Annotated in this window: 24 protein-coding genes; 12 read left to right on the forward strand and 12 right to left on the reverse strand. The window is 44.2% G+C overall.

The window, feature by feature from the left end:
• Positions 1-360: 360 nt before the first annotated feature.
• Both AAAA78_RS06170 and AAAA78_RS06175 read right to left on the reverse strand, forming a co-directional pair.
• The gene (locus AAAA78_RS06170; protein ID WP_340590911.1) at positions 361-1,422 is read right to left on the reverse strand and encodes a P1 family peptidase; all 1,062 of its coding nucleotides are present in this window, start codon (positions 1,420-1,422) and stop codon (positions 361-363) included.
• Positions 1,423-1,528: 106 nt separating this feature from the next.
• Positions 1,529-2,188 (reverse strand): GNAT family N-acetyltransferase, encoded by a 660-nt coding sequence (locus AAAA78_RS06175; protein WP_340590912.1) that lies wholly within the window; start codon positions 2,186-2,188, stop codon positions 1,529-1,531.
• 126 nt (positions 2,189-2,314) lie between these two features.
• Between AAAA78_RS06175 and AAAA78_RS06180 the strand changes: the two genes are divergently transcribed.
• From AAAA78_RS06180 to AAAA78_RS06195, 4 genes are all read left to right on the forward strand, one after another.
• Positions 2,315-2,935 (forward strand): DUF1232 domain-containing protein, encoded by a 621-nt coding sequence (locus AAAA78_RS06180; protein ID WP_340590913.1) that lies wholly within the window; start codon positions 2,315-2,317, stop codon positions 2,933-2,935.
• A gap of 86 nt (positions 2,936-3,021) precedes the next feature.
• On the forward strand, positions 3,022-4,050 hold the full coding sequence (locus AAAA78_RS06185; RefSeq protein WP_340590914.1) for a phospholipase D-like domain-containing protein: 1,029 nt from the start codon (positions 3,022-3,024) through the stop codon (positions 4,048-4,050).
• A gap of 188 nt (positions 4,051-4,238) precedes the next feature.
• Positions 4,239-4,937 carry a hypothetical protein gene (locus tag AAAA78_RS06190; RefSeq protein WP_340590915.1) on the forward strand — a complete coding sequence of 233 codons (699 nt, stop codon included), beginning with the start codon at positions 4,239-4,241 and terminating at the stop codon, positions 4,935-4,937.
• Between the two features lie 110 nt (positions 4,938-5,047).
• Positions 5,048-5,593 carry a hypothetical protein gene (locus tag AAAA78_RS06195; protein ID WP_340590916.1) on the forward strand — a complete coding sequence of 182 codons (546 nt, stop codon included), beginning with the start codon at positions 5,048-5,050 and terminating at the stop codon, positions 5,591-5,593.
• A gap of 17 nt (positions 5,594-5,610) precedes the next feature.
• On the opposite strand, the gene AAAA78_RS06200 is transcribed toward AAAA78_RS06195, so the two are convergent.
• Complete coding sequence (locus AAAA78_RS06200; protein WP_340590917.1) at positions 5,611-6,516, reverse strand: alpha/beta hydrolase family esterase; 906 nt, start codon at positions 6,514-6,516, stop codon at positions 5,611-5,613.
• 283 nt (positions 6,517-6,799) lie between these two features.
• On the opposite strand from AAAA78_RS06200, the gene AAAA78_RS06205 reads away from it, so the two are divergent.
• Positions 6,800-8,089 carry a beta-sandwich domain-containing protein gene (locus AAAA78_RS06205; RefSeq protein WP_340590918.1) on the forward strand — a complete coding sequence of 430 codons (1,290 nt, stop codon included), beginning with the start codon at positions 6,800-6,802 and terminating at the stop codon, positions 8,087-8,089.
• 41 nt (positions 8,090-8,130) lie between these two features.
• Here the strand turns inward: AAAA78_RS06205 and AAAA78_RS06210 are convergent, their stop codons facing one another.
• Positions 8,131-8,895 carry a substrate-binding periplasmic protein gene (locus AAAA78_RS06210; protein ID WP_340590919.1) on the reverse strand — a complete coding sequence of 255 codons (765 nt, stop codon included), beginning with the start codon at positions 8,893-8,895 and terminating at the stop codon, positions 8,131-8,133.
• A 218-nt stretch (positions 8,896-9,113) separates the two neighbouring features.
• Between AAAA78_RS06210 and AAAA78_RS06215 the strand changes: the two genes are divergently transcribed.
• Complete coding sequence (locus AAAA78_RS06215; RefSeq protein ID WP_340590920.1) at positions 9,114-9,737, forward strand: hypothetical protein; 624 nt, start codon at positions 9,114-9,116, stop codon at positions 9,735-9,737.
• 54 nt (positions 9,738-9,791) lie between these two features.
• Here the strand turns inward: AAAA78_RS06215 and AAAA78_RS06220 are convergent, their stop codons facing one another.
• Positions 9,792-10,190: a hypothetical protein gene (locus AAAA78_RS06220; RefSeq protein WP_340590921.1), complete on the reverse strand. Its 399-nt coding sequence runs from the start codon at positions 10,188-10,190 to the stop codon at positions 9,792-9,794.
• A 158-nt stretch (positions 10,191-10,348) separates the two neighbouring features.
• On the opposite strand from AAAA78_RS06220, the gene gntA reads away from it, so the two are divergent.
• Positions 10,349-11,032 carry a guanitoxin biosynthesis heme-dependent pre-guanitoxin N-hydroxylase GntA gene (gene gntA / locus AAAA78_RS06225; RefSeq protein ID WP_340590922.1) on the forward strand — a complete coding sequence of 228 codons (684 nt, stop codon included), beginning with the start codon at positions 10,349-10,351 and terminating at the stop codon, positions 11,030-11,032.
• Here the strand turns inward: gntA and AAAA78_RS06230 are convergent.
• From AAAA78_RS06230 to AAAA78_RS06240, 3 genes are all read right to left on the reverse strand, one after another.
• A complete protein-coding gene (locus AAAA78_RS06230) occupies positions 11,029-12,201 on the reverse strand; it encodes a zinc-dependent alcohol dehydrogenase (protein WP_340590923.1) in 1,173 nt (390 codons plus the stop codon). The genes gntA and AAAA78_RS06230 overlap by 4 nt on opposite strands.
• Positions 12,202-12,211: 10 nt before the next feature.
• Positions 12,212-12,778, reverse strand: coding sequence for an SRPBCC family protein (locus AAAA78_RS06235; RefSeq protein ID WP_340590924.1), 567 nt, complete (start codon positions 12,776-12,778; stop codon positions 12,212-12,214).
• Between the two features lie 128 nt (positions 12,779-12,906).
• The gene (locus AAAA78_RS06240; protein ID WP_340590925.1) at positions 12,907-13,809 is read right to left on the reverse strand and encodes a LysR family transcriptional regulator; all 903 of its coding nucleotides are present in this window, start codon (positions 13,807-13,809) and stop codon (positions 12,907-12,909) included.
• Positions 13,810-13,966: 157 nt separating this feature from the next.
• Between AAAA78_RS06240 and AAAA78_RS06245 the strand changes: the two genes are divergently transcribed.
• Positions 13,967-14,524 carry an NADPH-dependent FMN reductase gene (locus tag AAAA78_RS06245; RefSeq protein WP_340590926.1) on the forward strand — a complete coding sequence of 186 codons (558 nt, stop codon included), beginning with the start codon at positions 13,967-13,969 and terminating at the stop codon, positions 14,522-14,524.
• 9 nt (positions 14,525-14,533) lie between these two features.
• Positions 14,534-14,923, forward strand: coding sequence for an OsmC family protein (locus tag AAAA78_RS06250; RefSeq protein WP_340590927.1), 390 nt, complete (start codon positions 14,534-14,536; stop codon positions 14,921-14,923).
• A 33-nt stretch (positions 14,924-14,956) separates the two neighbouring features.
• On the opposite strand, the gene AAAA78_RS06255 is transcribed toward AAAA78_RS06250, so the two are convergent.
• On the reverse strand, positions 14,957-15,838 hold the full coding sequence (locus tag AAAA78_RS06255; protein WP_340590928.1) for a pirin family protein: 882 nt from the start codon (positions 15,836-15,838) through the stop codon (positions 14,957-14,959).
• 179 nt (positions 15,839-16,017) lie between these two features.
• Here AAAA78_RS06255 and AAAA78_RS06260 point away from each other — a divergent pair, with 179 nt between their 5' ends.
• Positions 16,018-16,476 (forward strand): hypothetical protein, encoded by a 459-nt coding sequence (locus AAAA78_RS06260; protein WP_340590929.1) that lies wholly within the window; start codon positions 16,018-16,020, stop codon positions 16,474-16,476.
• Here the strand turns inward: AAAA78_RS06260 and AAAA78_RS06265 are convergent.
• Positions 16,473-17,327 carry a hypothetical protein gene (locus AAAA78_RS06265; RefSeq protein WP_340590930.1) on the reverse strand — a complete coding sequence of 285 codons (855 nt, stop codon included), beginning with the start codon at positions 17,325-17,327 and terminating at the stop codon, positions 16,473-16,475. The genes AAAA78_RS06260 and AAAA78_RS06265 overlap by 4 nt on opposite strands.
• 154 nt (positions 17,328-17,481) lie before the next feature.
• On the opposite strand from AAAA78_RS06265, the gene AAAA78_RS06270 reads away from it, so the two are divergent.
• A complete protein-coding gene (locus AAAA78_RS06270; protein ID WP_340590931.1) occupies positions 17,482-17,838 on the forward strand; it encodes a PA2779 family protein in 357 nt (118 codons plus the stop codon).
• A gap of 38 nt (positions 17,839-17,876) precedes the next feature.
• Positions 17,877-18,767, forward strand: a complete 891-nt coding sequence (locus tag AAAA78_RS06275) for a PA2778 family cysteine peptidase (protein ID WP_340590932.1) — start codon at positions 17,877-17,879, stop codon at positions 18,765-18,767.
• On the opposite strand, the gene AAAA78_RS06280 is transcribed toward AAAA78_RS06275, so the two are convergent.
• The gene (locus AAAA78_RS06280) at positions 18,764-20,077 is read right to left on the reverse strand and encodes a hypothetical protein (RefSeq protein ID WP_340590933.1); all 1,314 of its coding nucleotides are present in this window, start codon (positions 20,075-20,077) and stop codon (positions 18,764-18,766) included. The genes AAAA78_RS06275 and AAAA78_RS06280 overlap by 4 nt on opposite strands.
• Before the next feature lie 66 nt (positions 20,078-20,143).
• Positions 20,144-21,109 (reverse strand): cysteine synthase A, encoded by a 966-nt coding sequence (locus tag AAAA78_RS06285; protein WP_340590934.1) that lies wholly within the window; start codon positions 21,107-21,109, stop codon positions 20,144-20,146.
• Positions 21,110-21,133 lie beyond the last annotated feature (24 nt).

Consider the following 21,133-nt stretch of genomic DNA (forward strand, 5'->3'; position numbering starts at 1 on the left):
GATTGATTGTCTTTCTAAGGAGTTTCTCGATGAAACGATTCTCAATATACATTCTCGGTATTTTCTTCGTCCTTTTTGCGTTCGATAACTTGTCATATGCTCGCGGTGGTCATCGCTCTTCGGGGCGAAGTTATAAATCTTCATCTAGCAGTGGGACGGTTCGAGTAAGAGGGTATTATAGAAAGAATGGAACTTATGTGGCCCCTCATTATCGCACTCGGGCTAATTCGACTAAGTATGATAACTGGAGTACTAAGGGAAATGTTAATCCATATACAGGTAAGGTCGGAACAGTTGAACCATAAAAAAAGGCAACCGTAAAACAGCTGCCTTTTTCATTCCAAAAAAATCAAACTCGATTTATTTCTTCACACGAAGTTTCGCGCCGTGCACGTCACGATACGCAGGCAAAGCGCCCAACGCTGTCGCTTCATAAACACCGCGAGCCACCGCACGCGCAAGGCAATCCGCAGCGACAAGGCCGATGCGGTTGACAAGATCGGCGCGGGCTTCGATGTCTTGTCCCCATGATCCTGTAGAGACAGCGAAAACAGTGTCTCCGTCAAAGGGTGTGTGCACCGGGCGGATCGAGCGCGCATAGCCATCTTGTGCCATGATCGCGACACGCTGGGCTTCTGATTTTGTCAGGCGAGCATTGGTTGCGACAATTCCAATTGTCGTGTTTTTGCCAGCTTGATTTGTCGTAAGAAGACTGTCTAACGGGGAGCCCGTCCAAGCCTCTCCGGCTGAATCAAAATCAATGGCAGCTTGAGGAATAGGTTGTCCGCCCATCTCGTTGTTTTGTTCAAAAGGCCAAGCCCAGAAAGAAGATTGCCCTGGCATGATCGGACTGCCAACACAGTTGACGGCGACGAAAGCTCCGATTTGCAGTCCGTCTCCAGAAATCGAAGAAGCACTGCCAAGTCCGCCTTTCACAGGGCCGGCTTTAGCTCCATAACCTGCACCCGCAGTTCCTAGTTTGAAATCCAAAGAAACATTATCAAGAGCGGCGCGACCCAAATCCCAGTACGGAGACTTATCGCCCCAGTTTTTATTTCCACCATTAAGCAAATCAAAAAGCACAGCACTCGGAACAATCGGAGCGCGTGCGGGGCCAATCGGAAAACCAATACCACGGGAAGCAAGAACGTCTGTCACTGCTGACGAAGCACCCAAACCAAAAACGGAGCCACCACTTAAAACAATCGCATCGATTCGGTCCACGAGACAGCTTGGGTTTAAGGCATCCGTATCGCGAGTGCCGGGACCTCCTCCGCGCACGTCGACGGCGGCTACAGCGCCAGAATCAAAAAGGACGACGGAAGTACCGCTCCACACTTCATGATTTTCAGATTGCCCCACTCGGGTGTTTTCAACATCGGTGATCAGATTGCGTGGGCCGGGGCGGAAGTTGTATTTCATGGCGATTCTCCTTTATTGCAAAAATCTATGATAGTCACAAAAAGGAATTTTAAAAAGCATTCAAATGGGGGATTTAATGCGTTCCATCTTCACAAAATCTTTGCAACTAGGCATTTACTTCGAGCACCGTCATAAAATCATAACAGTTTAAATCAGCATCAAAGATCGGCTGAGCGAACACGAACGCTCCCGCTAAAATGTAAGCTCTTAAAAGGGTCGGAAGAGCGCGAAGAATTTTTTTATTCGATTTATTCTGAGGATGTGAGTTGAGATCTTTTAAAAGAGATTGAATATCGCTAATACGCTGACCGTCGGAATCCATCACACTCGTTGCGCCAAAGGCGTACTGCGCTCTTGTTAATTGCAAGTAACTTCGAATACCTTCCCACAAAGCGGAGATCACGGTACCGTTGCGATACTCAGGTGCGACACAGGCCCACGCCAATTCCACCTTCACACCGGGACCTTTGATCATCGCATTGACGTTAAAGTCTTCTTCAGTTTCGAAATGTTTGGAATGACTGGAGCATGAAAGACGATAAGCTCCACAGATTTCTCCTGTCAGCTTATCTTGGGCAATGAGGTGGTCGGCCGTGTAGTCAAATTCTTTAATGCGCTCACTTAAATGAGGAAAGGCGCGACGGCGCAAAGCGAGGACTTTGTGAAGTTCGTCAGAAGTTTCAATCGTTCTGACCAGGTAGTGCCCGGTTTCAAAAGAGATCTTTATCTTTTGTTGAAACGTAATGCGTTCCTCCCAATGAAACAACCTTAACAATTGTTAATATTTCATAAAGTTTTGGTCATCGCCACCTTAAAAGTGCCAAAGCAAGGAAGTTTCACAAAAAAAGACCGGAAATATTGAGATTTTGGTCCAAAATGTTATAGTAGCGTCATGAAAGTCGCCCAGCTTAATAAACTTCTGAAAGAAACAAAGCTTAGCCCTGAACGGCTTGCGGAGTACTTGCAAATCTCCAATATGACGGTGCGACGCTGGGGTAAAAATCCCGGGACGTTTCAGATTCCGGCGCAATATGAAGCCAATCTTTATGCCGGCATTTTATCGTTATCAAAAGACGGTTTGCTTTCCAAAGATCATCCGCTAGTCATCGAAGCATTCGAATTCCTGCAGACGACTTATATTCAAAACAGTTTTCATCGCATGAACGTCACTCCGGATCAGCTCGGAAAAGACAGCTCCATGGATGAGGGAATTGTAGACCTTTGCTTGAACCTCGGACAGCAGAGCGACAACCTGGATTTTGTAAATCAGCATAGTGGCGAAATTAAGTCTTTTGAGAAAAAAAATCCCAACATCTACAAGATGGCGCAGAAACTTTGGCAAGTGGTCCGTTCTGATGAAATGCAAAGAGCTCAAAAGTACATCGCGTTCGGAGCTTTGTTCTATCTTTTCTTTCCATTTGATCTTATTCCCGATGGTCTTCCTGCATTAGGATTTATGGATGACTTCGGAATTTTGACGGTGGCTTATAACTATTACGTGCGTTCCCGTTAAGACGCGGCGAAAAAGATCCACATTACAAAATTAGTTCTTTAAATAGGAATTAACATTTGTTAAGAATTATTCCAAGAGGAGTCGTTATGAAATCGGCTTTTGGAAACGTTCTTTTGGTAGTTTCTTTCCTTCTTCAAGTCTGCAGTGCTCACGCTGCACAGGATATTCTGACGGTGACCCCTGAAGACAATCACGAACAAATCAATAGTGCCGTCGACAAAGCTCAGTCTTCCATTGAAATGGTGATGTTTCACCTCTCTGATCTGGAAAGTGTGGATCATCTTATTGCAGCCCAAAAGCGAGGGGTGCAGGTTCGCATTATTCTTGATGAAAAGTTGGTACAAAAAGGCTCCGCCGCTCAAATTAAAGACCATCTCGTTGCCGAGGGCGTGGACGTTCGTTCAAGCCCTCCAGGTTTTTCAATCACGCATGAAAAAGCGATGGTGATTGACAAAAAGACGGCTCTTATTTCTTCCATCAATCTCACTCGCAATGGGGCCTTCACCAGAGATTTCGGAATTTTTACGAGTGATACCGGTGTGATTAATGAGATGGGAAGCGTTTTTGAGTCTGATTGGTCTAATAGTTCGATGCAATTAATGCCTCCCACCCCGCAACTTTCAAATGAGAAACTTGCTTGGAGCCCCGTGAATTCCAAGGAAAAAATTCTGGCTCTTTTAGATTCGGCTAAAAAATCAATCTCCCTTGAGGTTGAAAATCTTGGAAGTGTTGAAGTCATCGCGATGCTTCAGAAAAAAAGTCGTGAAGGAATCGCAGTGACGGTCCTAGTTCCTTTGTGTGTCGAAGGCGGTATGGATCAAAAAAGAAATGTCCCATTTCTTAAGGATCTGGCAGCCAGCGGTGTCAAAGCCCTGGCAGCGGTGTCGCCGTACACAGCGGAAAATCCCTACATCCATGCTAAAGCTATCGTCGTAGATTCACAGGCCGTCTTTGTGGGATCTGAGAATTTAAGTCATAACAGCTTAGATCTGGCTCGCGAACTGGGCATTATTGAGCGCCAACCAGACATCACAGCGAAAGTTGAATCAATCATAAAAGCGGACTTCCGCCGTGGCATTTCAGGTGGTGCCTTAGATTCGGCTTCCTGCAATTAGATGGTGTCTCATCCTGAGGATTTTTTCTCTAGGAGTGTGACTTTCCCGCTACTCAATTTTTTTACGGATAAGAGTGACACAAGCCTTTCACTGCAATTTCAGCGGCTTATCAATATTCACTGTCCGTTAACCACCGTATTTACGGTCAATGGTATTCTATACCAGCGATTGTTTATGCGGAGGTGAGTATGGACACTAAAAATATCTCGTGGCTACTAACGGTAGCTCTTGCAACAGGGATCGGTTGTAAACAGGAAGGCGGAGAAACAAGCGGAGCCAATGAATTACCTAGTACGGTGGCGCCTGTTTCTAAGAGCCAAGAGTCAGGTTGTTCTGTCGCCAATGTCGAAGGTGGAGCGCAAATCACTTGTGGAGAGACTCAAGTTTTTGTTCCAGCTGGAGCTAGTGCCCCACCAAAAATTCCTCGGCTTATCAATGGCAACCCTGGCAACAACCCCTCCGTGCAAAATATGCCGATCGGAGATTATTTAATTTCCGTAACAAAGAATAACAACGCTGAACTCATCACAGTTTGGATTGAAAAAGAAAAAGCGATACTTCAATATGAAAACGGCATGATATATCCGAGAGATACGGCCCTTTATTACAACTCTAGAGATTGTACCGGAGACGGGATTTATCAAACAAATCCAAATGTTCATTCATTTGCTTTCGGAATGGCCGATCGTATTGTGTATTGGGATCGCTATTATCGTTTAAGTGGAATCGTTGAACATTGTTATCCGAGATCTAAAAAAGAGAAAGATGGCTCATGTACCGAAATCACAGGGCCTGTATCCGGGGATTTCAATGGATTTATTGCGAAGCCTGCGGAACCTGGAGTAACTCCAGTTCTGACCAGTGGTTATAGAGTGATAATGCAGTAGCAAAAAAGGCAGTCTTAACGACTGCCTTTTTCTTTTTTACAGATTGTTTCTCAGTCCTTGGCGTTTGAGGTGTCGAAGCGTACACAAACTCCATTCACATGGGGTTTTTTATGAAAAAGTTAATGCTGGTTTTTGCATCGCTTTTGATGCTTGCGGGATGTAATTCAGATAACGGGAGCTTGGTTGTTCATCAGGATTTCACGTTAACTTCCACAGAAGGCGCTGACGTTGTTTTAAAACAAGGCCAAAACTACCGGGTGTACATCACGCCTTACTCCATTTTCGGTTCTGATTTCTTGGCTAATTTCTTCTCTGATTCTGAGACTTCGGCAGGACTTGCGAAATTTGATTTCGCGGGTTTTCGGATGATTCCTCTTGATGGAGAATTCACAATTCCGGCTCATGAAATCCGCAATCAAAATATTTCCATGCAGGGTGCGAGCGAATTTAAGGCGCAAAGTACTGCCGTGTATGACTCTTACGAAGAGTGCGAAACACCTTCGCAAAAACGTCTTTTAAAAATGCAAACTCGCAAAGGCATTCGCTTTGTGCACGTGCAAATCATGGACTCTTCTATGAGCACTCTCTTGGCGGAATTTTCTTACGACAACAAGTACACGGAAAGAACGGTTCTTTCAGAAGGTGAATGCTTCTAAAGTCGCAGGGCTTGACGTCAGCGCAAATTATCTGTCAGGCGCAAAAAGACGTCGATGCTTGAAAGAGTCGAAGGGGAGCTAAAGTCAGAACCTGGCTTGCTTCCTGACCAGCGGTGGGACATGTTTTCAATTTCAATATAACTTGTCGAGCTGCCATCAGCAAAACGCACCGAGTATCCATCCTGACCTATCAAGTGGGTCGCCTTGTACGAAGAATTAAACTGTCTATCGTCCAATGAATCCATATAAAGTATAGATTGGGCGAAGGCGTTTCTGCCCATAAAGGCGGGAACGACTTTGTCTTTCTTGCCATGAATGTAAAACAACGTCTTTAAACGATGGGTCTCCGAAGACGAGTTTTCCCCCGCGCAGGTTAAAGCCTCTTGCACATTGGTGCGAGCGGAATCTATTGTCATGCTGCCTGTGACGTCAAAAGGAGCGCCAGAGTGTATCAAGGCCCCTTTAAAAATATCCGGAAAACATAAGGCCAAGTGATTGGCAAACATGGCTCCCGAAGAAAACCCTCCTACAAAGACACGGTTGGGGTCGACCTCACCAGCTTCAATATGTTTTTTAACTTCGTCAATGACCTGCATGAAGTCACCATCACGCTTTTGCATTTCCGATGAGGCGAAGTTCCAGCACTTCAGAAGATTCATCTTAGAAACTTGATAAGGAGCAATAATCACAGGATTTAGATGTTTCGTTTTTTCTACAATGTCTGTCACATCAACAAACTTTTCATCGGTTTGGTTGCAGCCGTGAATCCATAAGAGCAAAGGTCTTTTCACTGAGGCGTCTTGATTTGAGACGGTGATACTTTCATTAAAATAAGAATAGGCGATTTCAATGGCGCAGGCCTGAGATGTCGCCATCACGATCGAACCAATTAATAAAAGAAGCCGCCCAAGTCCTAAGAACATAAAGTCTCCTGCGATCTTAAAAGCAATTTCAAATCCAGGCGGTTTCCTCTTATTTCAATTTAGAAGAACGAGAATCATCCAAGGTTTTGACATAGGGACATTTCTCGAAAAACATGTCCCGTTCGCATTTCGTAATCGAACAATTTAAATGACACATAAAAGCGCTGATTTTAAACAACGCTCTTTCTTTGTTCTTCAAAATTTTCCACTCACAGCTTCAGAATCACACTCGGCGAAAGTCTAACGAACTTTGCATTAACAACAATAAGAGAAAGGAATCACAATGGATCGTCATTGGGCGCAACGAATTTTAACGTCAATCCTTGTACTTCAAGTCGCGGGGGTTGCTCATGCTGAAACAACTCTTCCCTCATTCCTCAATGAGTTGGCGGCAGATCCTGGTGCACAAGCGGCACAGCCTTATGAAGGCGTGGGCCGAATTGCAGACATCACTCGTAAAGCGGGCGGGGATTTATACAGGCTTGATTTGGCAAAGCCCGTTCCATTGACACAAATCAAAGCGAAGCCGTCCGTCGGTCGCGTGAAATTGGTCAGCGTAACTTTGGTGACTGACAAAAGAGAACGCATTCCGGTAAAAACTTTGAGCAATATTATTGTTGCTAATACGGATCCAGCTTTGATTTCTGAAAACATCACAGGCGATGCTGGAATTGCAACAATTGAAGTTCAAGCAGAAGCGATGTGGGGAGCGGCAGGTCTGGATGTTAGTGCGATCTCAAACAAAGAAACTCCGCAATTGGCTCTTCGTGAACCTATGTCTTGCGATAAAAAGATGGACGCGGCTTTAAAAGAAAAGCTCGACACTGTTCAAGTATGGGCTGGCAGAGCTGAGGGAAGTGCACAGGGATCTATTCAAGAAAAGTATGCGACGAAGGAATTTAACAGATACGTTAACGAATTTATCGCGGCTTTAAGAGATTCAAAAGCGTCGTATCTTTCAACAGAGTACACTTTGACACTTCTGAACTTCTTTACGGAGCGTCATAATGCAAGTCGTGCGGGCAGTGCGGCTGAACAAGCTTATAAAAACATGGCGACAGAAACTTTTGAAGTTTTCTTAGCTTCTCTTGAAAACGAAAAAGATCAAGAGTGTCGTGAGATGTCCAGTGAAGGTCTCACAAATATCGCATTGGATTTCCAAAAGAAATACGACGCGAGCAAGCCAGACAGCCGTGCAAGAAAAATTTATGAAATGATGATTTCGCGAATTGGAAAATTTATTCCAACTCAGTATCGCAAAGAACTTGCGGCGAAAAACTACAACTTCCGTCAAGCCGATGCTGAAGGGTACAAGTACTACAAACTCTTTACTTCAAGCAAACCGGACAGCTTCTTAAAGCCGACTCATCAAGAGATGAGCATGAATGCATACGCGGTGGCAGAACAGGCTTTGACTCGTGAAGTACAACAAATGGACAGTGAAAAGAGATACCAACTGATCGTTGAGTACCAAGCTAAATACAATGATCCGACTCAGTATCCTCAAGAAGTGATGTTGAAATACTTAGTCATTCTTTCTGAGAATGGAACTTTGTTCGAAATTAAACTTTAATGAGTGATTACGAAGGCTCGTCTGGAAAAAGGCGGGCTTTTTTATAATCGCGATTCTTCAGCAACATGTCTTGAGTTAAACTGATCGACGATTTCGGCATAAGTTCCGTTGGAGCGAATTTTTTGCAGTCCTTTTTCTAAGAGTGCCGCATATTTTGCACCTTCTTTATGCTTCTTTGAAAAGCTCAAATAAAGATTCGTTCGAGAAATAACTCCTAACGCCTTCACTTTTTTAGTCAGGTCGGGGCGTTCCTCTAAAATCAAAGAACCCGTAAGCCCCCACAAGATTGCATATTGAATGCGCCCACTGGCTAGTTTTTCTAACTGTGATTTTTCCGTAGGGCCTGGCGAGTGCAGGACTCTTTTATTGCTGATAAACTCCGTGGGATAGGTGTAGCCGTTGGTGGTGCCCACGGTCTTTCCTTCAAGATCTTTAAAGGTCCACGTCTTGGGAGCCTCGTTGATACTGCCATAGATAACCATGTCCGCTGTAAAAAGGGGCGTGGGATGGAAAATATAGCGGTCTTGGGTTTCACTGCTAATCACGGTATCAAAGCAGCCAATCGCGGTTCCCTCGTCCACCTCGTGAAGGCATCGCGCAAATGGCACCGGACGTGTGACAACTTTAATTCCTTGAGTTTTAAAAGCAGCTCGCACGATATCAGGAGCAAGGCCTTCAACGTCTTTATAATTTTTCGTCGCCGAAGAGTAAGGAGCCCAATCATCTTCTCCGTTAATCACAATGGTTTTTGCAAAAACAGGTGAGAAGCCCAGAAATACAAGAGTAAATAACATAAATCGGATCATTGGCGGTTTGTATATCAAATGAAAATCCGGACCAAGGAAAAAGAAAAGTTATTCGCTAAATTTAATGATGTTCGAATTTTTTCTGGAAATAGTGTTCCACGGGATCAAGTGTGTCTTTAGAAAAAAGTATAGAGTGACAAAATGCTCCTAATTGTTTTGGTATTCGACTTGCTAAGGGACTTTCTGTGCAAATTTTCGCACTTAAAGCGGAGGAATTTATGAAAGTTCACGTAGTTGCAAGTTTGGTTTTCCTTTCTCTTATCTCCCATGGGTCTCTTGGACTTGCGACGGAACCTTCGCAAGCAGATAAGCAAAGACAAGAGGAGTTAGAGCGCCGAAGAATCAAGGCGGGACAGGCGGAATCTTCTGAAACAGTGACGGCCGTCGGTATTGATGAACGGGATTGTGTTGAACAGGCGCGGGTAAAAGCCAGCAGAAAGACCAATCAGGTTCTCAATCGATGTAACGATCAAGCCCGTGAGTTTTATAACTGCGAAATCGTTTCGCAAAGAATCGTTAATTATCCTTCTTACATCACCTCCGTTCGCGGCAACGGCGATTACAATGAAAGTAAAAGCAATGAAGAAACCTGTCGTTCTTCCGCCATTAATGAAGCCGAAAGAAACGCCCTCTCAAATTGTTCAGAAAAATACGGAGTCTCCTGCATAATCTCAGCCCGGGGAGAAGTGACATCGGCGCGTTCCTACACACGACGCAGATACTTTATCATGGGACCTAAAGAACTTAGACATGAGTGCCTTGCCGATGCTTCGGCCGCTCCCGAGTCTCGTTATAGATACCAGTGTTCCGTGGAAGTCGTTGCCAAAGCCGATGTACGATAAAGAAAAACAAAAACCGCCTTCTCGTGGCGGTTTTTGTTTTATGGAGAAGCCGTTTTAGAATGTACTAGGAGTTGTCGTGGGAGGATTGGCTGGAGTTGTTGGTAAGGTGTTACGACGTTGTTCATCCAACATACGGCGATCTTCTTCCATATTGCGACGAGATTCATCCAAATCACGTTGCATTTGATCCTGATTTTCTTGCAAGTCACTTTGAGAAGTTTGAGGTGTTGCCGTTGGCGAAGGGTTTGTTTCAAAAGGACCTGTCGGTGCACCAGAAGGACTTGTTTGTGAAGTTGAAGTCGAAGTTGAAGATGTTGATGGTTGAGCAGTATTAGGTTGAGTCGTCGATGGCTGTGTTGTGGAAGCTGTGAGTTCATCTGCGCCCAACTTAACGTGGATGCGGCCAATGTTAAAGCAAAAATAACCAGGGTTTTCATAAAGACCTCCTTTCAATGTATTTTATTATCTCTTGAAAGACATAGTGTTAAAACAGCGCCGGAAAAAGGAAAATAAGATACTGAGCAAAAGGTCAGTTATTTTAAATAAATTTCCACATCTCATTTATTATTCTGATTAAAGACATAGGGGATTTCGTTGATCTCAAAGTACTCATGTTTACGATTAGAAATATGAGTATCAAAGGTGTTGAAGAGGATATTAGAAACTTAATATCTCAAAAAAATTATCCTTGTGTTGCCGCAGTCCAATCTCTTTTTCGTAAAGAGATGTTGTGGGACGTTTACGAAGATTTCGGAACGGGCAAGAACAGTCGGACCTTAGCCTCAAACCTAATTTCTTTTAAAAGAAAACAGCTTCAAGATCATCTTTCGTTTTTAAGTTATTTTGCTGTTTTCCCCAATAATATTTCCCGCGATGAAGCTGAGTTTGAACAAGGACTGTTTAAGGAGCTTTCAGCAATCTGGGATCATCCTGACATTGCAGGAGAATGGGATACCCAATTCAGTGATGATCCCGATGATAAAAAATTCTGTTTTAGTCTTGATGGCAGTGCTTTTTTCGTCGTGGGTCTTCATCCCCAAAGCAGTCGTAAGGCGCGACGTCTTCCGTATAATGCTTTGGTATTTAATCTTTATTCTCAGTTTAATGAACTGAGGGCGAAGGGGCAGTTTGACTCCATAGCGGCGTTGATTCGCGAAAGAGATTTAAAATTTCAAGGCTCGATCAATCCCATGGTGGAAACTTACGATAACACCTGGGAAGCCATTCAGTATTCCGGAAAGCACAATCCACCTGATTGGAAATGTCCTTTCCGGAAGGGAACGACCAAGTCTTAGTGATTTTTAATCACGACTTTGATGCAATTGTCTTTTTTATCCAAAAAAGTTTTATAAGCGTCCGGAGCATCTTCAATATTGATTCGATGAGTGATTAAAAACGAAGGATCAACGTCTCCTTGAACAATGTGCTCCAAAAGAGCTTCCATATATTTTCTAACGTGTGTTTGTCCCATCCTAAATGTCAAACCTTTGGCGAAGGCAGCACCTAATGGAACTTTGTCTAAGAAGCCACCGTACACCCCTGGAATTGAAACGGTTCCGCCTTTGCGACAAGCTTGAATGGCTTGGCGAAGAGCAATGGGGCGATCCGTCGCCATTTTAACACTCATCTTGGCGGTTTCATATTTGCTGTATAAATCCGTTCCGTGGGCTTCTAAACCGACAGCGTCAATGCACGCATCGGGGCCGCGGCCTCCGGTTAAAATATTGAGTTCGTCCAAGACGTCGACTTCTTCGTAGTTTAAAACTTCCGCCTTGCAAACATTTTTCGCCATCTGCAATCGTTCCGGAACGTGATCAATGGCAATAACTCTTTCAGCTCCAAGTAAATAAGCACTTTCAATTGCAAAAAGCCCGACAGGACCGCAACCCCAGACAGCGACAGTGTCACCCATTTGAATATTGCAGTTGGCAGCCGCCATGTATCCGGTTGGAAAAATATCACTTAAAAAAAGTACTTTTTCATCGTCCATATCCGTAGGAACTTTCAGAGGGCCGACGTCTCCAAAGGGTACGCGCGCATATTCTGCCTGGCCGCCGGCATATCCACCGTACATGTGCGAATAGCCGAAAAGTCCCGAAGCTCCGTGACCATAAATTTTTTCAGCTAATTCGGGTTTGGGATTGCTATTGTCGCAAAGCGAGTACTCTTGGCGATGACAGAAAAAACAATGACCACAAGAGATATTAAATGGCACAACGACTTTATCACCGACACGCAGATTTTTAACGTGAGGGCCTAGCTCAACAACTTCGCCCATGAACTCATGTCCCAGGATATCGCCTTTTTGCATAGCCGGAATCACGCCATCGAAAAGATGAAGATCCGAACCACAAATAGCCGTGGAGGTGATTTTAACTATGATATCCCGAGGGTTTAAAATTTGAGGATCGGGAACCTTCTGAACTTCGACATGCTTTGTTCCTTGCCAGCAAACGGCTTTCATAAAAAACTCCTTAGTGAAGGGCGGTTTTTGTTTCATGTTCACGTTTGTTACCGGCAGGTTGGCCTTCCACTTTAGGAATTTCTCCAGCCTCGAACAATTCGCGAAGTTTTATAAGGTTGATTTTTAGATTTCGGTGCGGACTTTCTCCCAGAGTCTTTTCGATAAGATTTAAAAGTTTCCCTGTCGGAAGATCATAGGCCATTTTGACTCTCACGACGGTTCCACGGTGATAATTTAAGGGCACAAATTCCACGCGACCTGAAAGACGAAGATCTGATTCCGGCGTTGAGCGCCACGCGATCAGTAAGTACGGTTTTTGTTCGACGATTTCGCTGACCCATTCGATGGTTTTTCCGCCCTTCAATGCCCGCCACACCCAGTGAGATTTTGTTTCAGAAATTTGATGAACGGCTTCGAGCTGTTCGGTGAATGTCATGAAATTAGTGGGATCAAGCCAAAAGTTATAAAGCTCTTCGGGAGAACTTAAGACGGTGACAGCCTCGGACGTATAAAGACCTTGATCTATTAAGCGTTGCTGCTGCTCTTCCGGAGTCACCACTGTTTCTTGGTTTTCCATAGAACACCTCTTTGCTTTTAAGGTAATCGTTCGGCAGGAAAGGAAAAGCCTCCAGCAACAGAACTGCGAATTTTCAGAGGAGTTCCTTGATTTTAGGCCGTCCAGGACTATGCTGAATGTGGTCTTTTTTAAATTTCATTGTCTTTCAAGCGTTCTTTTAAGTCATCAATGGCAAGATTCATGAACGCCTTTAGTTTTGGATTCACAAACTTTTGTGGTGGATAAACAAAACTGATCGGTCGCACATCCGAACGCCAATCTGGCAGAATGCGCACAAGTTTATTTTTCTTAGTTTCCATCTCGCAAATAAAAGTGGGAAGAAGTGCAATGCCTTCTCCAGCTAACACCAAATCTTTAATAACGTTTAAATCATCCGCAATCAAACGTCCGCTTAAAGAAACGGTGACCTTGTTTTTGTTTTTATTCACAAGCTCCCATTTTTCTTTTCCTAACGGACTGAATTGCAAACAGGAGTGCTCGCGAAGTTCCTTAGGATGAAGGGGAGTGCCGTGGTTTTTTAAATAACTTGCCGACGCAAAAGGAGCAAAATAACCGACGCCTAGTTTTTTTGCGACGAGACTTGAATCGCTCAATTCTCCGGCGCGAATGGCGAGGTCCACTCCTTCTGAAATCAAATCGACAATGCGGTCCGCAAAAATCAGTTCGACTTGGATTTTTGGATACTTGCTAAGGCATTTGGCAACGACGTCCGGTAAAAGGCTGCTTCCCAAAGCCGAAGGGGCCGTGATGCGAAGAAGACCTTGCGGTTCGCCTTGATTGGAAGTCACTTCCTCTTCAGCTCCCTGCAATTCTTGAATGGCATTGAGACTTCTATTGAAAAAAGCTTGGCCGGCTTCCGTGACTTGAAGTTTTCGAGTAGTACGGTGAAGCAGCGTGACGCCAAGGCGTTTTTCCAAGGAAGAAACTTTAGCACTCACCGTGGAGTTCGGCATGTCGAGCTGTTTAGCAGCCTGATGAAAACTTCCGACTTGAACGACTTTTACAAAGATAGCGACTTCATTTAAATCCATGCTTCCACTATAGCGATGCTTGAACTGTCTGTTAATGAATTTTCTGCATAATTTTAAAGATTATCCATATATCTGAATAAAGGTTCCATAAACTTCAGCTGGTCATAAAGCGGAAGCCTCGTTATGATGAGATGGAAAATTATTAAAGGGGTCATTCATGAATTTGCTTTTGTTCGCAGGTAGTCTGCGCCAGGATTCTTACAATCGAAAACTTCTTGCGGTTGCCAAGGAGCTTCTCTCTGAAATTCCTGATATTACGGTTACGGTGGCGGATCTTAAAACTTTGGCGTTTCCCGTCTATGACGGTGATATTGAAGCAGCGGGAATGCCCGAGTCTGTAAAGTCTTTAGGACAGATGATTCAAGCGGCGGACGGCTTGGTGATCGCAAGTCCTGAATACAATGCTTCGATTTCTAGTCCCCTCAAAAATGCAATTGATTGGGTGTCACGTCTTCGTCCGGTCCCATTTGAAAGAAAGCCGGTGCTGTTGATGGGAACATCACCGGGAGCATTTGGTTCTATTCGCGGGCTTGGATATACAAGAGCTCCTTTTGAAACCTTGGGTTCGTTTTTGTATCCTCAACCTTTCGCTGTACCTAAAGCGGCTGAAGCGTTTTCTCTAACAGGAGATCTGGTTGATTCAGCGACAAAACAAAAATTGAAAACGGTTCTACAGAACTACGTCTATTTTGCTCACAGTCTGTCTGGAAAATAGGGGCTTAGGATGTCGGTAGAGTCTAGTCGAATTTTAAATGGTTATAACTTTCAAATCACCTCTCACGATTTCAAAGTTCTGACGGATGTTCCAGAAAATCAAGGAGGAGAAAACAAAGCTCCTTCGCCTCACGATTATATCGAAATCGCACTTGCCTCTTGCACGGCGATCACTGTGCAGATGTATGCAAAAAGAAAAGGAATTCCCTTAGAGTATTCAGATGTGAAAGTGCAGATCACGTCGGAGAGTTCTTCAGGAAACGAAATTCTTCGCGAAATTCGTTTTGTTGGAAATCTGACGGACGAACAGAAAAAGAATCTTCTGATGATTGCAGAGAAATGCCCGATCCATAAGTTTCTCTCTGCCGGTGCGAAAATTAAAACAGAAATGTTAGGATAAAAGAAAAACCGGGAGTTTCCTCCCGGTTTTTTGTTATTTGTTTTCAGCAGCTCGATCAAAAGAGCCCATGCGTCCTTCTTGGAAGTCAATAAAGGCTTGCTTGATTTCGCCAACCGAGTTCATCACAAAAGGTCCGTAGCCAACGATCGGTTCATCAATAGGTTCACCACCTAAGAACAAGACCTTCGCGTCTTGAAGCGCATTCAATGTGAAGGTGTCTCCTTCTTTTTCAAGCACTGCAAGTTCGGCTTCACCAATGGTTTCACCGGTTCCAAGTTGCACTTTGCCACCAAGAACAAAGACCGCTGTCGTATGACCTACTGGAACTTTGAATGTTGCAGAGTGACCTGCTGTCATGCGGATGTCCCAAAGGTTGATCGGCGTAAAAGTTTTCGCAGGTCCACGATGTCCATCGTAGTCTCCCGCAATCACGCGAACATAACCGCCATTGTCAGGCAAGTTCACATTGGGGATATCTGCCGCTTGAATGCCTTGGTAGCGAGGGCTTGTCATTTTATCCTTCTTAGGAAGGTTCACCCACAACTGCACCATTTCAAAAAGACCGCCGCGTTCAGAGAACTCTTGGCCGTGTTTTTCTTCATGCACAAGGCCCGAAGCCGCTGTCATCCATTGCACGTCGCCGGATTTAATAAGTCCGCCACCGCCAGAGGAATCTCTGTGAGCAACTTCACCTTGATAGGCCAAGGTCACAGTTTCAAAACCACGGTGAGGATGTTCTTCAACACCACGCACGTGTTTCGAAGGAGGAAACTCAACGGGACCTGCATAGTCCATTAACAAGAATGGAGAAATGTCTTTTGCCAAATCATTGTATGTAAAGATAGTGCGAACAGGGAAGCCGTCGCCGACCCAATGACGTTGGTTGTTTTGTTGAGAGAATAATAGTTTTTTCATAGGTCAGGTTCCTTTCATTAAAGTTAATCTACAACTTTTCGTCCCCTTTGATTAGTCGGTAAAATCTAGAAACATTATCCATTGGATTGGATAATGTACCTTTGCATGGTGAATGCGAATATATTGCAGCTCAAAGCTCTTAGGCTCATTTTAACGGAAAATAAAAAGGAGCATTTCAAATGAAAACTTATTTGCTTTTAGCGGCATTGGTTTCAGTGTTTCAATTCTCCACAGCTCAAGCAGCTTGCGGTGACCTGAGTGAGCGAACATTTAATGGGGATGAAGCGATCACGTTGACTTATATTTTAAAGAATTCTTCGATTGCCTCTAAATCTACTTCCGGCGTGACGGTCACTTGGTCTTTATCAAAACTGAATTGCCGCCAAACGAATCGCGGCGTTTTGCCTGACTTAATGCCTGCATATATGTGTGCAAAACCGTCGGGCGTAGGAAAGATCACGGCAAAAGCTTTGTTTGATGCAATGTCAGAGATGGGAGTTTACCCTGACGGCGCCGCAGGACATGTTATTGAAGAGGCAACCTACATCAAATGCCAGGTTAACAAAGACGGCTCAGGTGGAACGGCTATCAATCCTCGTTGCACATTGAAAGCAGCGTGGGGTGATGAGTGCGGTTAACGAGCGCGTTCCTGCAGAAGCTTTGCGCAGCGATCTAAGATCGTTGCGCGAATATTCTCACGGTGCTGAACAAAATCGGGAAGTTTGCTGGTCTGTACGATTTTATAAAGACGCAAAGCTCTTTCAAGATCCATCAAGCGTTGCTTTTGCGGACCTTTTGAAAGCGGAAACTTCGGAGCCGGTAAGTGGGCTGAAACAGCCAGTTGCACATCATTCACCCAATCAATTTCCGTTTGGGTCAGATAAATCGTAGGAAAAAATGAGTTATCGACAGGACTTTTTTCCGACTCTTGAAGCTGAGTGTTGAGCCATTGCAACTCATTCATAATTCTTGTAAATTCCGCATCGTGAACTTTACCAAAAAGACGAAAGACGATTTTCTTCCAGGCGTCACAGAAATCTTCAAATGTAATATCCTGCGCCTTTTCAAAGAGCGGCGGATTTGTGATGTAGTGTAGTGTTTTTGTTAGAACATCCAACGAGATCACAACACTGTTCGTTTTAATACTTACACGCATTAGATTATGCGCCCAGCTTACGATATTTAAAACAGATCTGTTGTCTACAAGAGCATTATGAAAATTCAAATGAAAGTCGGCGTAAAGAACGCTATCAATAGGGCGATCCAGAATTTGATCAAGGTCACTCTTACGACGTTCTAACTTCGGAGTCGAAAAATAAGAAGCAATACGATCAGAGAACTTTTCAAAAGACTCATGCCACAAGCCATCGCGTTGACAAGCTTTATAAAGTTGAAAGGCCTTTGCCTGATTTGGCTCCGCCACATCCAAAAGGCCATTGATCTTTTGTTCCAACACACGTGGGAATGAATGCCATAGCTCTTTGATCATGAGAAAAGTCTATCATGGTCCAGAGCGAAATAAAAATCTCATGGTTTTTGTCAAAGTTTTAGACATGCGAATAAGCATACAAGCGCATTGGTTTTTGCACCGTAAGCGAATGCTCCGTACTCTAAAGACTGAGTTTTTAGAAGGGAGTGAGCTTATGTTTTCAAAACCTTTTAAAATAGCAGGTGCCGTTTCGATGTCGGCGTTTGTGAGTCATATTCCGCAGGTGGCGTTGGCAGCGCCTGGTATGATTCCAACGCGGAACTTTGTTGAGCAAAGCTCGCGCGCTCAAGATCTGCAAACAGTTCAAGACTATCTATCGCGAACGGATGTGCAGAAAGCGTTAATGGATCGCGGGCTTTCGGCAGAAGAAGCCTCCTCTCGATTGGCGAGTCTTTCTGAAGCAGAGCTTAAACAGCTTTCTGAGCAGATTCATAAGGCACAAGCTGGCGGTGATATCCTGGTCACCATTTTAGTGATTGTTTTGATTATCTTTCTTATCAAACGAATCTAGGTACTGCCGTGCGAGTTTTTCTTTGTGGTATTTATCTCATGCTTCTGTCTTGTGCGAGCGCTCCGAAGCAGACAGAAGCACTTTTGACAGGCTTTTATCATGGCCCCTCCGCACATCGGATTCAAAATGTTCCTTTTATAGAGCAAAGCGCCGGTCACTGCGGTCCAGCGGCGTTAACAATGGTTTTAAGTTACTGGCAGAAGAATATTTCCTTTCAAGAGATTGCGCCGCAAGCCTACACGCCAGGTATGAAGGGAAGCTTTCAAATAGATATGATAACTGCCGCGCGCAGACAAGGAATGGTGGCGATTCCGATTGTAGGATTGCGTGATCTTTTAAAAGAAATTGAAAACGGACATCCTGTTATCGTTTTTGAAAACCTTTCTGTCTCTTGGCTTCCACAGTGGCATTACGCTGTGGTTTTTGGATATGATTTGCGCCAAGAAGTCGCTCTTATGCATTCGGGTCCTGAAAGAAACAAATCTTGGGATCTAAGAAAATTTGAAAGATCGTGGATGCTAGGGGATTATTGGGGACTTGTTGTTCTGCCGCCAGATAAACTTACGGTCACGGCAAAAGAAATAGATCATGTGAAGGCTGCGGCCGCTCTGGAGGAGCTTGGCAAAAAAGAAGAAGCCGAAAAAGCTTATATGCAGATTCTGAAAAAATGGTCCCATAGCCTAGGAGCCTTGATAGGCCTAGGAAATATCAAGTATTCAGAAAATAAAACACGGCAGGCAGAGGAATATCTCACGCAGGCGACAAGGAGTCATCCCAACTCAGCGATCGCATGGCACAATCTAACCATTGCCTTTGCCGCGAATGGAAAGCGCGAACAAGCAAAAAAATCTGCCAGTGAAGCTTTAAAGTACGCTTCACCGGCGGAGAAAAATATTTTCGCGGAAAACTTAAAAACCTGGACGAATTAAATCTTAAAGTCCTTCTGAAATTTGACGGAATTATTACCAGCGTAGCTCGTTGCTTTAAATACGCTGACGCCACCGGAAATTTCAGAATCCACCATGATGTAATTTCTTTGTCCTGTTCCCGCAATACGGCGATTGTTGGGGATCACATCAGGGACACCAGGGAAATTTCTGCTATGAATGGAGCTCGATGTAAATTCAAACGTTTCATAACCGACAGCTTCGGGTTCAATGCGAGAGATCTCACTGTAGTGAACGTCACCTGAAGCAAAGATCACTTTATTGGGAATAGATTTTAGTTCCTGCAGAAAGGCTTGGAATTGAAAAGGGTGGTCGCCTGAAACGGATTCTTTCCATGGGACCGCCGGAAAAAACTGACTGCCATTCATCAACCAAGAAGGTCCCTGGTTTTGACGAACATGATTGAGCATCCAAGTTTCTTGCTCTTGTCCCCAATGGGCGTATCTTTCTTTTGAACCCCGAGGCAGACGGAAGCTGCGATCATCCAATAATAAGAACAGATGATTTCTAAATTTAAGTGCACTGCTCACGCCGGGACCTTTTTCCAAAAGTCGGCAGTGGCTTTCATCTTGCGCAAAAAAGCTTAAGAAGTTTTGCTGAGACTCTTTAACAAAAGAGTAACTCAGCGAATTGGCATCATTAAATCCGAAATCATGATCATCCCACGTGGCAAAGATAGGAATTAGTTTTTTACTAAAATAAATTTCTAAAGTAGATCGAGCTTCGCAAAAGCGTTGCCATAAATAAGCCGGATCTGGGGCGCCGCTCGAGCCGCTATCGGCATAGACGCTGTCGCCGATAAAAAACAAGACATCAGGTTTGTTATTAACCATGTTCCGCCAGATATCCGGTGAGTGTTCCTTTTCATTCATACAGGAGCAGATGGCAAAACGCACGGTGGGTTTGTTCAAATCGAGGGTTTGAAATTCCCTCTCATCAATGGTTTTTCCTGTCAGAGGATCCATAATATTTAAATGATAAGTTTCATTCGGAAGCAGATTTGAAAAGAAGACCTTAAGAATTTTTTTAGGATGGTTTGGGAAGGAAATCGGTCGGACTTCATCAGGAAGCCGCCTTTGCCCCTGAGAATTCACGGCATAAATTTCCAGATCTGTTCGGTCATACACAATCGAGAACTGTGTTCTCGTGTCGTCCGTAGCTCCCTGAAGAATCGAGGGCTCGGCTCTTTGTGCAGTACTGCGAACAGGTGCAGAGAAAGTTTTTTGTGCAGTTCCTAAAGCGACAGCCTGGAACAAACCTAATTTTAAGAAATGACGTCGTTGTATTTTCATGTTCAAAATCCTTTTTGATTTATCAAGTTCAGCAAGGATTTTAAAAAAAATTAAGTTAGGTTCTCGTCATGAAAATGTTTGCAGTTTGTGAGGCAGCAAATTCTTTTCCGCTAAGAACGCGTCGTTAAAAATCTTAGACGTGTAGCGAAGTGCAGAATCCCCCAGAACGGTGACAATGTTCAGCCCGTTGCCTTGGTTTTCAAGCGCGTACTTGTAGGCCGCATACAAATTTAAAGCAGCGGATGTTCCCACGAGCAATCCATCTTTTTGTGCCAGATGATAAAGCATGGATATCATCTCTGTGTCATTTACTTGAACGGCGTCATCAATAACAGCTTCTTTAAAGTTCGCGGTTAAGCGCATGATTCCGATGCCTTCGGTGATCGAAGATCCCGTTGATTTTATTTCACCTGTTTTTAAATAAGAATAAAGACCTGATCCCAAAGGATCAGCTAAGCGAACATGCACTTTGGTGTTTTTTTCTTTCAGATAGCGAGAAACTCCTGCAATGGTTCCGCCGGTTCCTGACGAGCAAACAAAGGCATCGACTTTGCCATTTGTTTGCTCCCAAATTTCAGGGCCGGTTGTTTTGTAGTGGCTCTTATAATTGGCCACGTTTTCAAATTGGTTCGCCCAAAAAGCGCCGCGCTCTTCGGCAAGTCTTCTTGCCGTATGATAAAAATGATTTTGGTCTGCGAAAGGACAAGGAGGAACGGTGACAAGTTCCACGCCCAAGGCATTTAAAGTTTGATATTTTTCCGCGGCTTGATTGTTGGGCATCACAATCAAACATTTATATCCTTTTTGTGCTGCCAGCGTTGCAAGTCCAATTCCTGTATTGCCAGCCGTGCCCTCAACAATGGTTCCTCCAGCTTTTAGCAATCCATCTTTTTCAGCTTGCTCAATAATACCGTGAGCGGCGCGGTCTTTAACACTGCCGCCAACATTCAGAAATTCAGCCTTTCCGTAAATTTGACAGCCGGTCATTTCAGACAAGGAATTGATTTTAATAAGCGGAGTTGGATAAAGCACGGTAAACCACCTTGGTTGCGCTAT

The sequence above is a fragment of the Bdellovibrio sp. BCCA genome (assembly GCF_037996825.1).
Lineage (GTDB): Bacteria > Bdellovibrionota > Bdellovibrionia > Bdellovibrionales > Bdellovibrionaceae > Bdellovibrio.